The 12,368-nt window shown below is 72.5% G+C and carries 12 protein-coding genes; 5 read left to right on the forward strand and 7 right to left on the reverse strand.

Annotated elements, in window-relative coordinates; genetic code table 11:
• Positions 1 to 74: 74 nt before the first annotated feature.
• Positions 75 to 923: a LysR family transcriptional regulator gene (locus FS532_RS05410; protein WP_144751144.1), complete on the reverse strand. Its 849-nt coding sequence runs from the start codon at positions 921 to 923 to the stop codon at positions 75 to 77.
• Between the two features lie 70 nt (positions 924 to 993).
• Here FS532_RS05410 and FS532_RS05415 point away from each other — a divergent pair, with 70 nt between their 5' ends.
• From FS532_RS05415 to FS532_RS05430, 4 genes are all read left to right on the forward strand, one after another.
• Complete coding sequence (locus FS532_RS05415) at positions 994 to 1,926, forward strand: DMT family transporter (protein WP_144751146.1); 933 nt, start codon at positions 994 to 996, stop codon at positions 1,924 to 1,926.
• Between the two features lie 59 nt (positions 1,927 to 1,985).
• Entirely contained in the window at positions 1,986 to 3,566 is a 1,581-nt protein-coding gene (locus FS532_RS05420; RefSeq protein WP_144752537.1) for a long-chain-fatty-acid--CoA ligase, read from the forward strand.
• 552 nt (positions 3,567 to 4,118) lie between these two features.
• Positions 4,119 to 4,439, forward strand: coding sequence for a GNAT family N-acetyltransferase (locus tag FS532_RS19020; RefSeq protein ID WP_260852576.1), 321 nt, complete (start codon positions 4,119 to 4,121; stop codon positions 4,437 to 4,439).
• Positions 4,440 to 4,491: 52 nt separating this feature from the next.
• Positions 4,492 to 5,361 carry a UbiA family prenyltransferase gene (locus tag FS532_RS05430; protein ID WP_144751148.1) on the forward strand — a complete coding sequence of 290 codons (870 nt, stop codon included), beginning with the start codon at positions 4,492 to 4,494 and terminating at the stop codon, positions 5,359 to 5,361.
• A 60-nt stretch (positions 5,362 to 5,421) separates the two neighbouring features.
• On the opposite strand, the gene FS532_RS05435 is transcribed toward FS532_RS05430, so the two are convergent.
• The 3 genes from FS532_RS05435 to FS532_RS05445 all read right to left on the reverse strand — a co-directional run bounded on the left by FS532_RS05435 (position 5,422) and on the right by FS532_RS05445 (position 8,575).
• Positions 5,422 to 6,573 carry an FAD-dependent oxidoreductase gene (locus FS532_RS05435; RefSeq protein WP_144751150.1) on the reverse strand — a complete coding sequence of 384 codons (1,152 nt, stop codon included), beginning with the start codon at positions 6,571 to 6,573 and terminating at the stop codon, positions 5,422 to 5,424.
• 125 nt (positions 6,574 to 6,698) lie between these two features.
• Positions 6,699 to 7,910 (reverse strand): acyltransferase family protein, encoded by a 1,212-nt coding sequence (locus tag FS532_RS05440; RefSeq protein WP_186321925.1) that lies wholly within the window; start codon positions 7,908 to 7,910, stop codon positions 6,699 to 6,701.
• A 92-nt stretch (positions 7,911 to 8,002) separates the two neighbouring features.
• Complete coding sequence (locus FS532_RS05445; protein ID WP_144751155.1) at positions 8,003 to 8,575, reverse strand: TetR/AcrR family transcriptional regulator; 573 nt, start codon at positions 8,573 to 8,575, stop codon at positions 8,003 to 8,005.
• A gap of 95 nt (positions 8,576 to 8,670) precedes the next feature.
• On the opposite strand from FS532_RS05445, the gene FS532_RS05450 reads away from it, so the two are divergent.
• Positions 8,671 to 9,579: an SDR family oxidoreductase gene (locus tag FS532_RS05450; RefSeq protein ID WP_144751157.1), complete on the forward strand. Its 909-nt coding sequence runs from the start codon at positions 8,671 to 8,673 to the stop codon at positions 9,577 to 9,579.
• Between the two features lie 308 nt (positions 9,580 to 9,887).
• Here FS532_RS05450 and FS532_RS05455 read toward each other — a convergent pair whose 3' ends face one another.
• The 3 genes from FS532_RS05455 to FS532_RS05465 form a co-directional block, all read right to left on the reverse strand.
• Positions 9,888 to 11,186: an NAD(P)/FAD-dependent oxidoreductase gene (locus FS532_RS05455; protein ID WP_144751159.1), complete on the reverse strand. Its 1,299-nt coding sequence runs from the start codon at positions 11,184 to 11,186 to the stop codon at positions 9,888 to 9,890.
• Between the two features lie 94 nt (positions 11,187 to 11,280).
• Positions 11,281 to 11,829, reverse strand: coding sequence for a dihydrofolate reductase family protein (locus FS532_RS05460; protein ID WP_144751161.1), 549 nt, complete (start codon positions 11,827 to 11,829; stop codon positions 11,281 to 11,283).
• Positions 11,830 to 11,845: 16 nt separating this feature from the next.
• Complete coding sequence (locus tag FS532_RS05465) at positions 11,846 to 12,355, reverse strand: hypothetical protein (protein WP_144751163.1); 510 nt, start codon at positions 12,353 to 12,355, stop codon at positions 11,846 to 11,848.
• Between the last annotated feature and the right edge of the window lie 13 nt (positions 12,356 to 12,368).

Consider the following 12,368-nt stretch of genomic DNA (forward strand, 5'->3'; position numbering starts at 1 on the left):
GTCGCGACTGCGGGTGTGCAACTCACTGCACACCGTACGGCGGTTGCACTTGCAAATGCAACCCCGGCCGCTGCTCAGACCGCGTCGACCAGTGCCTGCGCCAACGGGTGCCACTCGCGCGACACCGGTCCGCTCAACACCAGCGTCCGCTCGAGTCGCCGGGCCATCGGCACCATGACGAGGTCCGGCGGCAGCATCCCGCGCCCGAGCGTCGGCACGATCGACACGCCCTCGCCGCGTTCGATCATCCCGAACATGGTGTTCATCTCCCGTACGCGGTGCGCCCACCGGAACGGCTGCCCCTCGAGCTCGTGCAGCCGCTGGATCTGGCGTTCGCAGCCACCGCCGCCCGCGACGAGCCCGTCCTCGTGCAGGTCGTCGAGCGTCAGCGCCGGCAGGTCGGCGAGCGGGTGGTCCCGGCGGACGACCGCGGCCATCTCGTCCTGCGCCACGACGACCCCGCCGTCCGGCACCGGCGAGGGGTCGACGAGGACCGCGGCGTCCACCGTCCCGGCCTCGAGCCACTCGGGCATCTCGTCGTCGTCGCCCTCGTAGACCTGCACGTCCACGTCGGGCAGGGTGACCGCCCAGAGCTCGCGGAGCCGCGGCAGCAGGCCTTGGCAGACGGTGGGGACGGCGGCGAGTCGCACGGTGCCGCGCGCCGTGGCGGGCCGGACCACCGCCTCCAGGGCGTCGACGGAGGCGAGCACGCTGCGGGCGTGGGCGAGCAGGCGGTCGCCGAGCGACGTCGGGACCGCGGCGGCGCCGCGGCGGACCACCGGGCCGCCGACCTCGCGCTCGAGCCCGGCGACGGCGTGCGACACGGCGGACTGGCCGACACCGAGGGCGACGGCGGCGTTGGTGAAGGAGCCAGCGTCGACGGTCGCGACGAACGCGCGGAGCTGCGGCACCGAGACGGTCATGCGTCTTCCTCATCCGATCATGAGTCGCATGCGTTTGCCGCATGCGTTGAGGATGTCGACACTAGGCCACATGAACGCGGTCCTCTACCTCCTCGTGGCACTGACCTGGGGCTCGAGCTTCCTCTTCGCGAAGATCGGCCTGGACGGACTCGCTCCGCAGCAGGTCGCCACCGTCCGCACGGTCCTCGGAGCCATCACGCTCGTCGTCGTCCTGCTCGTGACACGTCGTCGCTGGCCCCGCGAACCGCGCGTCTGGGGACACCTGCTCGTCGTGTCGGTGTTCCTCAACGCCGTGCCGTCCTCGCTCATGGCGTGGGCGGAGCAGACGGTGCCGTCCGGCCTCGCGAGCATCTACAACGCGACGACGCCGATCATGACGATGGCCGCGCTCGCCGTGCTCGTACCGTCCGAGAGGCTCCGCGGGCGGCAGGTGCTCGGGATCGTGCTCGGCATCGTCGGGGTGCTCGTACTGGTCGGACCGTGGAACATCGTCGGCGACCCGGCCGTGCTGGCGAGCGTCCCGGGGCAGGTCGCGCTGCTCGGGATGACCGCCTGCTACGGCATCGGACTCGCGTACCTGCGGCGGGCGGCGGTCGGCAGCGCGTATGACCCGGTCACGCTCGCGACGGTCCAGCTGACGCTGGCCTCCGGACTGCTCCTGGTCGTCGCGCCCGTCATCGCCACCGGTCCGGTGCAGTTGGACTGGAGGATCGTGGCCGCGATGGCAGCGCTGGGCTGCGTCGGCACGGGGCTGGCCTACGCCTGGAACACGCGGCTGGTGCAGGCGTGGGGTGCAGGCCGCGCCTCGACGGTCACCTACCTGACGCCCGTGGTCGGGGTGGTGCTCGGCGTGCTCGTCCTCGGCGAGCACGTGCGGTGGAACGAGCCGGTCGGCGGACTCGTGGTGTTGCTCGGGATCGCCCTGGCCTCGGGGGTCATCGGGCGCCGTCGCGCGGCGTCGGGCACCCCGGATCCCGTACTGGGGACAGTCCGTCACGGCTGACGAGGAGGGCGGCGTCCTAGGATCGCGACATGTACTCGTCAACGGAGACGGAGACCGGCATGTCGTCCACCCAGCAGTCCAGCACCACGCGACGGACGCACGCCACCGCCTCCGTCGCGGCGATCCTCGCCGAGTCCGCAGCGCGGTACCCGGACGACGTCGCGGTCATCGTGGGCGACCGTCGCACCACCTACGCCGAACTCTGGTCGCAGACCCTCGCCTACGCCGGGGCGCTCCGTGCTGGAGGCGTGCAGGAGGGCGACCGCGTCGCGATGCTCGTGCCGAACGTCGAGGACTTCCCCCGCGTCTACTACGCGACGCTCGCACTCGGCGCCGTCGCCGTGCCCGTGCACGCCCTGCTGAAGCGTCGCGAGATCGAGTACGTCCTGCGCGACAGCGGGGCGACCCTGCTCGTCTGCGCCGCACCGCTGCTCGCCGAGGGAGCGGCGGGTGCCGACCTCGCGGGGGTCGACGTCGTGACGGTGCTCGCGCCGGACGAGGCGGAGACCGGCCGTGACCGGCTCGAGGACCTCGCGCAGCAGGCCGAACCGCTCCGGACGTACGAGCCCCGCGACCCGTTCGACACCGCCACGATCCTGTACACCAGCGGCACCACCGGCAAGCCGAAGGGCGCCGAGGGCTCGCACTTCGCGCTGCTCGAGCAGGTGAACACGAACCTCATGACGACGTTCGACATGCACCGCGGCGACGTGCTGCTCGGGGCACTGCCGCTGTTCCACACGTTCGGACAGACCTGCACGATGAACACCGGGTTCCGGGTCGGCGCGACGATCGTCATGCTGCCGAAGTTCGACGGGGACTCGGCGCTCGCCGCGATGGTCGAGCACGGGTGCGGGGTCTTCATGGGCGTCCCCACGATGTACATGGCACTCCTCGACGCGGCGACCCGCTCCGACGCCCGACCCTCGCTGCGCTACGCCATCTCCGGCGGCGCCTCGCTGCCCCTGGCCGTCCTCGAGCGGTTCCAGCAGGTGTACGACGCGCCGATCCACGAGGGTTACGGCCTCACCGAGACCTCGCCCGTCGCGACGTTCAACCACGTGGGGACCCCGCCGCGTCCCGGCACGATCGGCACGCCCGTCTGGGGTGTGGACGTCGAGATCGCCGACCCGGAGGTGCCCGACCGGATCGCCCTGCTGCCGCACGGCGAGATCGGTGAGCTCGTGATCCGCGGCCACAACCTGATGAACGGGTACCTGGACCGTCCGGAGGACACCTCGGCGGCGATCGTCGACGGCTGGTTCCGCACCGGCGACCTCGGCACGAAGGACGACGACGGCTACCTGACGATCGTCGACCGGACGAAGGACATGATCATCCGCAACGGCTACAACGTGTACCCGCGGCAGGTCGAAGAGGTCCTCGCCACCCACCCGGACGTGGCGATGGCCGCGGTGTTCGGGGTGCCGCACGAGGTGCACGGCCAGGAGATCGAGGCCGCCGTGGTCCTGCGTGCCGAGGGCACGGCGACCCCGCAGGAGCTGATCGACTTCGTCGCCGCGGAGATCGCCGCGTACAAGTACCCGCGGGCCGTGCACGTGCTCGACGCGCTGCCGCTGGGGCCGAGCGGGAAGGTGCTCAAGCGCGAGCTCGTCGAACGGTTCGGCGCGGTGGGGTGACGTGACCGTCGCGGTGTCCACGCCGACGGTGTCGGAACTCGGCGCGGTGGTCTGGACGCTGCGGTCATGGCAGCGTGACGATGCCGTCGTGCAGCTCCACCCCGGTGACCTCGGGTGGGCCTGGCGCCACGGGCCGGACGCGGTCGCGCGTGCAGTCCGCACCTGGGAGGACGACGGGCAGGTCGTCGCCATCGGCTTCCTCGACGGACCGAGCACGCTCCGCATGACGGTGGCGCCGGAGAGTTGGACGGACCCGGATCTCGCGCGCGCCCTGACCGCCGACGCCTCCGACCCGAGCACCGGCGTGCTCCCGAGCGGCCCTGCTGCGATCGAGGTCCCGGACGGCACCGCGCTGCGGGAAGCACTGCACGCGGCGGGATGGGGCGCCGGCGAGGCCTGGTCGCCGTTGTCCCGCGACCTGTCCGAGCCGGTCGTGGCGCGCGGGTCGGCACTGCACGTCGAGGTCGTCCGCCGGGTGACACGTCGGACTTCACGGCGGTCCACCGTTCGGCCTGGGACAACGGGTCCTTCACGGACCAGCGCTGGACCGAGATGTCCGCCGGCACACCGTTCGCCGAGGCTCGCTGCCTGCTCGGCAGGGACGACGCGGGAGTCCCGGTCGCCGGGATCACCGTCTGGTCGGCGGGCCCCGGCCGTCCCGGACTCATCGAGCCGCTGGGCGTCCACGCCGACCACCGGGGCAAGGGGCACGGGACGGCGATCTGCGTCGCGGCCGCCGCCCTCCTCCGTGAACTGGGAGCGTCGATCGCGTGGGTCTGCACCCCGCGCGACCTCGACAGCGCCGTCGCGACCTACCGGTCCGCCGGGTTCGCCGCGCTCCCGGAACGGCTCGACTGCGTCAGGACGCGGTGACGCGACCGGTGCGCAGGCTCCCCGCGCAGCACCTCGTCCGTACGCTGACGGTGTGACCCCCAGCCACCGACCCTCGACCGCCCGGCTGCTGTTCGCGTCGTCGCACCCCGGCCCGACCGTCACCGTGACGGTGCTCGCCGCGGTCATCGCCGCCGCCGTCGGGCACCCGGCGTGGCTGGTCGTCCTCGTGGCGCTCACCGTGGTCGCCGGGCAGCTGTCGATCGGGCTCGCCAACGACTGGATCGACGCGGATCGCGACCGGACGGTGGGGCGCTCGGACAAGCCCGTGGCCCAGGGCCTGATCGCCGTCGGCACGGTCCGGACCGCGGCGTTCGTCACCGCCGGCGTCGCGGTCCTGCTCTCGGTGTTCCTCGGGCCGGTCGCCGCCGTCGCGCACCTCGTGCTCGTCGCCGCGGGGTGGGCCTACGACGCGGGCCTGAAGCGGACGGTGTGGTCGGTCGTGCCGTTCGTGGTCGCGTTCGGGCTGCTCCCGGTCGTGGCGGTCTCGGCCGGACCCGACGGCGACTGGCCGGCGTGGTGGGCGATCGCGACGGGGGCCGTGTTCGGCGTCGCGATCCACTGCACGAACGTGCTGCCGGACCTGGTCGACGACGCGGCCACCGGGGTCCGCGGATTCCCGCACCGGCTGGGGCTCCGCGGTGCCGGGGTCACGGCGTTCGGTGCGCTCGTCGTCGCCGCGCTGCTCGTGCTCGGCGGGCAGGTGCTCGGTGACGACGCCGTCGGCGGTGCCGGGGTGGTGCTGGCGGTACTGGGCGCGGTCGTGGTGATCGCCCTCGCAGCGGCGGGGGTCAGACTCGTTGTGCTGGGGCTGGCCTCGAGGACACTGTTCCGTCTGGTGATCGCGTCGTCGCTCGTGCTGGTCGTCGAACTCGGCCTCGCCGGCGCCCGCCTGGTGGCGTGACCCAGCAGACAGCAAGCGGGAAGCAGCAAGCAGCAGCGGCCAGCAGCGAGCCGCGACCCGTCACGCCCAGCGCATCGCGTAGATCCCGGCCAGCCCGTCCGCGGTCGGGAGGGACAGGACCGACCGGAGCAGTGCCTCCCGGCCGACCGTTGCCCACCCGCCCAGCGGACGGCCGAGTGCCATGTTGACCTCTGCCTGCCGCGCGGCCCGGCGGGCCACCGCCTGGCGCCGACGGGCGTAGTGCGGCCACGGGCCGGGCGCGCCGGTCGCGACGGCCTCCGCGAGCAGCGGCGCGAGTTCGGCGGCGTCGAGCCACCCGAGGTTCATGCCCTGCCCGCCGATCGGGCTGATCTCGTGCGCGGCGTCGCCGACGAGGACCACACGACCGACCCCGACCCGGTCCGCCTCGCGTCGCCGGACCCGGAATCCGCTGAGCATCGTGCAGCTCGCACCGTCCGGCGAGGTGCCGGTGCGCTCGGCGACGATCGAGGCGAGCCGGGGCGCGTCCACCGCTGATCCGTCCGGGACCAGGACGACGTAGCGGCGCCGGCCCCGCGGCAGGGGGAAGGACTCGACGACCCCCGCGGGTCCGACGTCGACGATCGCCGCGGACCGGGCGGCCGTGCCCTCGACGTCCGCGAAGTCGCCCATGACGTAGTGGTCCGGGTAGTCCCGTCCGGTGGTCCCGATGCCGAGCAGGCCGCGGGTGACGCTCCGGGCGCCGTCCGCCCCGACGACGAACGATGCCCGGACGGACGCGTTGTCGCCGTCTGGTCCGGTGCCGAACGCGTCGACGTGGTCCGGGTGCCGCTCGAGTCCGGTGAGGGCTGTGCCGGTCCGCAGCGCGCCTGGTGCGAGGTCGGCGAGACGGTCGCGCAGCAGGGCTTCGGTCCGGTGCTGGTCGAGCGTGACGACGTACGGGTGCGTGGCCGACACCCGGTCGAAGGTCAGGGTGCCGAGGTCGCGCCCGCGGCTCCGGGCGACGCCGGTGCGGACCCGGGTGGCCTCGGCGAGTACCGGTCCGTCCAGGCCGATCGCGGCGAACGCGTCGAGGGAGGGCGGGTGGATGCCGATCGCGCGGGAGCCGGTCGGATCGGCCGTGCGGCGTTCCCACACGGCGACGCGGACACCCCGCGCCGCGAGGAGCGCCGCGGCGAAGAGGCCGACGGGTCCGCCGCCGACGACGAGGACGTCGACGCGCTCCGTGGTCACGTGCCGAGCCTACGGACGGGCGGCACGGTGGTCGCCCAGGCGGGCCGGGCCCGGATCCGGCGTCGTTCCGGACTGGAGGCGCGGGGCGGGCCCGACCCGTGCCTCCAGTCCGCAGCGTGGTCGCGTCAGACGGCCGCGTCGGCCGTGTCGCGCGCGGACCGGTCCGCGGCCATCAGGCGCCGCGCCTCGCGGAACCGCTTCCGTGCCTTCTCGACCGGCACCTCGATCGCGTAGGCAGCGCCGACGGCGACGAGGAGCGCGGCTCCGACGAGCCACACCGTGCCCCAGGCGCCGATCGCGTACGTGCCGAGCAGGGCGATCACGAGTGGGTGCCACAGGTACGCCGAGTACGACACGCGTCGGCCGAACCAGGAGACCGGCGTCCACGCGAGTGCCGCCGACAGCGGGGAGCGGACGGACACCAGGCCGCCGATGAGCAGCGCCGAGATGAGCCCGGTGACGGGGAGCACCACGCCGAAGGACCACGCGTGCTGCGTCCAGTCGTCGTCGATCCAGAACTGCACCCCGGCGAGCAACCCGATGCCGACCCAGGTGCCGACGTGCCCGGCGATCCCGGACGCCCAGGCCCGGATGCGTTCGTCGTCCAGGAGCAGGGCGAGCAGGCACCCGGTCGCCAGCGGCACGACGCCGAGCACGGGGGAGAAGTACACGTCCGGCGTCGCGCCGGCGTTCGGGGCGCGGTAGCTCAGCCACGATGCCGCAGCCGCGCCGACGATGACCACGCCGAGGCCGGTCATCAGCCAGCGACGGCGGGAGCGCAGGGCGAACAGCAACACGAGGACCGGCGGCCAGACGAGGTAGAACTGCTCCTCCATGGACAGGCTCCACGTGTGCGCGAAGACCCCCTGCGTGGTGTCCCAGTAGGAGCGGAAGAGGTTGCCGGTGTAGCTCAGCGCGATGAACGCGGCCTCACCGGGGGAGAACGAGGCGCCCTTGTAGTCGCCGACCCAGTTCCAGAGGGCGAGCCCCACGACGACGAGCGCGAGCAGGGCGGGGTAGAGCCGCAGGAGCCGCTTCGTCCAGAACGAGCCGAGTCGGATGCGACCGGTGCGACGCTTCTCGCCGAGCAGCAGGGTCGTGATGAGGAACCCGGAGAGCACGAAGAACACCGTCACGCCGATGAACCCGCCCTCGAACTGCGGCACGTGCAGGTGGTACAGGATCACGATCAGGATCGCCACCGTGCGGAGGCCGTCGAGCGCCGGGGCCCGGTGGGTCAGCGGCGGCGGGGGCGTCGGTCGTGCGGCCCTGCCGTCGGTGTCGGCCGGTGCGGATGTGGTGCGGGTCCGCTCCGGCGTGAGCGTGGTGGTCGCCACGGACGCCTCCTGCGAGATCGGGTTGCGGGGGCCACTGACCGTCGGGTCGTGACCATTCCGTTACAGGATGCTCGCGGAACGTAAGAGCGGTCTCAACGACCGGGGTGCACCAGGCTCGTCAGGGCGTCGAATCGTTCGTGTGCGATCTCGGCGAACGGGCGGTCCTCGTCGTCGGCGATCCACTGGGCGAACGACAGGTGGAACACCGTCACGGCGGTCTCGGCGGCGATCGTCGCGGCCGGTTCGGGTACACCGCGGTCGCGCAGGACCTCGCCGAGCCGGACCTTCAGGGTCGCGAGCTTGCCGAGCTCCCGCTCGCCGAGAGCCGGGTTCCCGTCGATGATGCCCTGGCGTGTGCGCGACCACGGACGGCGTTCCTCCGGGAAGAACGCACCGGCGGCCTCCAGCGCTCGCCGGACGAGGTCGAACGGGGCCGCGTCCGCCGGTGCTGCCTCGATCGGGGTGGTGAACATCCCGAGGAAGTCGTCCTGCCCGGCGAACAGGACCTCGCGCTTGTCGGCGAAGTGCCGGAAGAAGGTGCGCTCGGTGACCTCGGCCGCGGCAGCGATGCCGGCGACGGTCGTCTGGTCGTAGCCCTGCTCCGCGAAGAGCTGCAGCGCGGTCGTCTGCAGACGTCCACGGGTTCCGGGTTGCCATCGGGCCATGTCCGCAGTCTACTGATGACAGCGGCTGACATCGAGTGCTACGGTGATGTCAGTTCATGACATCACCGCCGTGGACACCTGTGAAGGGAAGACACATGCACGTGTTCGTCACCGGGGCCTCCGGCTGGATCGGCTCCCACACCGTCGACGACCTCCTCGCCGCCGGCCACACCGTCACCGGCCTCGCACGCTCCGACGCCTCCGCCGCAGCGCTCGAGGCGAAGGGCGTCACCGTCCTCCGGGGCGACCTCGACGACCTCGACGCCATCCGTCGCGGAGCCGCCGAGTCCGAGGGCGTCCTGCACCTCGCGAACAAGCACGACTGGGCGAACCCCGCCGCCACGAACGCCAGCGAGCGTGCCGCGGTCGAGACGATCGGCGAGGCACTCGTCGGCACCGACCGCCCGTTCGTCCTCGCCTCGGGCGTCGCCGGACTCGCACAGGGCCGCCCCTCGACCGAGTCGGACCCGAACCCGTTCGTCGGCCCGGAGAGCATGCGCGGCGGCAGCGAGAACCGCGGCTTCGACTTCGTCGACCAGGGCGTCCGGACCATCGCGGCCCGCTTCAGCCCGACCACCCACGGCACGGGCGACCACGGGTTCATCGCCGCGATCGTCGGCGCCGCACAGCGCACCGGGGTTTCCGGCTACATCGGCGAGGGCACGAACAGCTGGGCCGCCGTGCACGTCACCGACGCCGCACGACTCGTCCGACTCGGCCTCGAGCAGGCACCCGCCGGCACGAAGCTGCACGCCGTCGCCGAGACCGCGATCCCGACCCGGGCGATCGCCGAGGCCATCGGCGAAGGGCTCGGGCTGCCCGTGACCTCGGTCGACACGGCCGACGCGGTGTCCCACTTCGGGTTCATCGGGCAGTTCTTCGGCATGGAGATGTCCGCGACCTCGGACGCGACGCGGGAGCTCCTCGGCTGGGAGCCCACCGGCCCGGGGCTGCTCGAGGACATCGCCGCCGGCGCCTACTTCGAGGTGGCCGCGCGGCGCTGACCCGGAACGACAGGACCGACGTCGTACGACGTCGGTCCTGTCGTTCGTTGCGCGCGCGGGAGACCGCGCCGCGCGAGCAGCGACGAAGTCGCTGTCGTACGACGTCCACGTTGTCGTACGGAGTCGGTCCGCGCGCGGCGCCAGCCCCACGCGACCGCCCACCGGCCTGGAGGCGCGTGGCGACCCCGCCCCGCGCCTCCAGGCCGTCGCCGGTCCGGACCACCGCATCGAGTGAGCAGAAATGGTCGGGTCCCGTCTCCGGACCCGACCATTTCTGCTCACTGAACGAGCGCGCGCGCCCCGCGCGCCTACTCCGCCTTCTGCATCTGCCACGGCTCGGGCTCGCGGTCGCCGTTCGGCCGCACAGGCCGGACGTCGCCGACGATCGGGATCGCCCGCTTCCGCATGAACCACAGGTACCGCACGAAGAAGTGCGACAGCGTCGACAGCCGGTTGCCGTTGCCGAGCAGCGACGCGATGTGCACCGCGACCCAGGCCGCCCACGCGACCGGCCCGACCATGGTGATGCCGCCGCGGAGCTGGGCGACCGCGGCGTTCGTACCGATCGTGGCCATCGTGCCCTTGTCGAAGTACTTGAAGTGCTCGGTCGCCTTGCCCTCGAGCAGGCGCTTGATCTGCCGCGCCGAGTGCCGGCCGCCCTGCAGTGCCGGCTGGGCGAGCTGCGCGAGGGCGTCGTCCTGCGCCGCGATGTCGCCGGCGGAGAAGATCCGCTCGACGCCCTTCACGCTGAGGTCGTCGTTCACCTGGATGCGTCCGCCGTGGGTCTGCGGCATGCCCCAGCCGGAGACCTCCTTGTGCGCGGCCACACCCGTCGCCCAGATGACCTGCGAGGCCGGGATGAACTCGCCCTCGGCCGTCATCACGCCGTCCGGCTTCACCTCGGAGACGCCGGTGTTGAGGCGCAGCACGACACCGCGCTTGCGCAGGACCTTCGCCGCGTACCGACGCAGACGCGGGGCGAACGGCTTGAGGAGCTCACCGCTCCGGTGCACGAGGGTGATCGTGATGGCACCCTTGTCCAGCTCGGGGTAGGCGCCTTCGAGGGCCTGGTCACGGAGCTCGGCGAGCGCGCCGGCCATCTCCACGCCGGTCGCGCCGCCGCCCACGATGACGATCTTGATCTCGTCGGGGCCCTGGTTGGCGGCTGCTTCCTCGAGGCGGGTGAACAGCTCGTCGCGGATGCGGAGCGCCTGCGAGCGGGAGTACATCGAGTACGCGTACTCGTACGCCCCCGGTGTGCCGAAGTAGCTCGTGTTCACGCCGTTGGCCAGGATGAGCCAGTCGTAGTGCAGGTGCTCGCCGTCGGACATCTCGGCGATCCGCTCGACCGGGTCGATGCCGGTGAGCAGCCCGTGCCGGAACTCGGCGTTGCTCTGCTTCGCGCGGAGGCTCCGGAGGAAGTACGTCACGTCGCCGGCGTTCAGCCCGCCCGTCGCCACCTGGTACATGAGCGGCTGGAACATGTTGTAGACGTGGCGGTCGACCAGGGTCACCCGCACCGGCGCGTCGGCGAGCTCGCGCATGGCGGCGACACCGGCGAATCCACCGCCGACGATGACGACGTGCGGGCGGGTGTCCTGGGGCATGCTGACTCCGGCTTCCTCGGATGGTGAGATGATCACCACCGAGGGTACGCGCGGTTCAGCGGGCCGTTTGACCTGGAGGCTCGGCTGACGTCCGTCAGGCGTCGAGCCTCGCGTAGGTGCTCACGACGTTCCCCTTGCTCGTCACGGTGCTGTCGACCAGACGCAGGCGCGTGGGCGGGTCCGTCGGCTCGAAGAGCTTGCGGCCCGACCCGGCGATCGCCGGGTGCACCATGAGCTGCAGCTCGTCGAGGACCCCCGCGAACAGCAGGCTGCGGACGAGCGTGACGCTGCCGCACACGGCGATGTCGGCGCCCTCCTGTTGCTGCAGCCCGCGGACGAACGCGGGAACGTCGCCCTGGATCCGGGTGCTGTTCTCCCACGCCAGGTCGTCGCCGAGCGTGGTCGAGGCCACGTGCTTCTCGATCGGGTTGATCCACTGGCCGAAGGGGTCGTCGGCGTGGGCGGGCCACCACTCGGCCCACTCCAGGTAGCTGTTCCTCCCGAGCAGGACGGTGTCGGTGCGGGCCATGAAGGCGCCCATGCCCGCTCCGAGTTCGTCGTCGAAGGAGTCGTACTGGAACTCGTACGGGTCCTGCACGACGCCGTCGACCGACGCGAACAGCCCTGCCGTCACCTTGCGCATGGTCGGAGCGTAGCCCTCAGCTGTTCGAGGAGGAACCGCTCGTGCCGGGGAACTGGTTCGTCCCGCCGTTCGTCCCGCCGTTCGTCCCGCCGTTGGTCCCGCCGCTGGGGAAGCCGTTCGTGCCGCTCCCGGGCACCTGCGTCGTGGACTGGCTCGTGCCGCCGCCGATGGCGTGACCGATCGCGAACCCGATGCCGCCGCCGACGAGGAGCGCCGCGAGCCCGACGGCCACGGCGACGATCGGCCAGAACCACGGCGGCTTCGGCCCACCGCGGCGCTTCCCGGCGGGAGTCGCGGCGGCGTTCCCGTACCAGGGGGTCGCGCCGTACGGGTGCTGAGCGTACGGGCCGGCGGGAGGTGCGGCGGGTGCGGCGGGTGCGTCGAGCGTTGCGGTGGAGGTCGGTGTCGGAGCCGCTCCCCAGCCCGCGGGGCTGCTCGGGTACGCGGTGGTGGGCTGCGCGGCCGTCGGGTGCGCGTCGGTGCGCTGCGTCGGGTCGCCGGGGTTCGTGGGGGTGGTGTCGCTCATGGAGACGAGTGCA

The sequence above is a fragment of the Curtobacterium pusillum genome (genome assembly GCF_007673235.1).
Classification (GTDB): Bacteria; Actinomycetota; Actinomycetes; order Actinomycetales; family Microbacteriaceae; genus Curtobacterium; species Curtobacterium pusillum_C.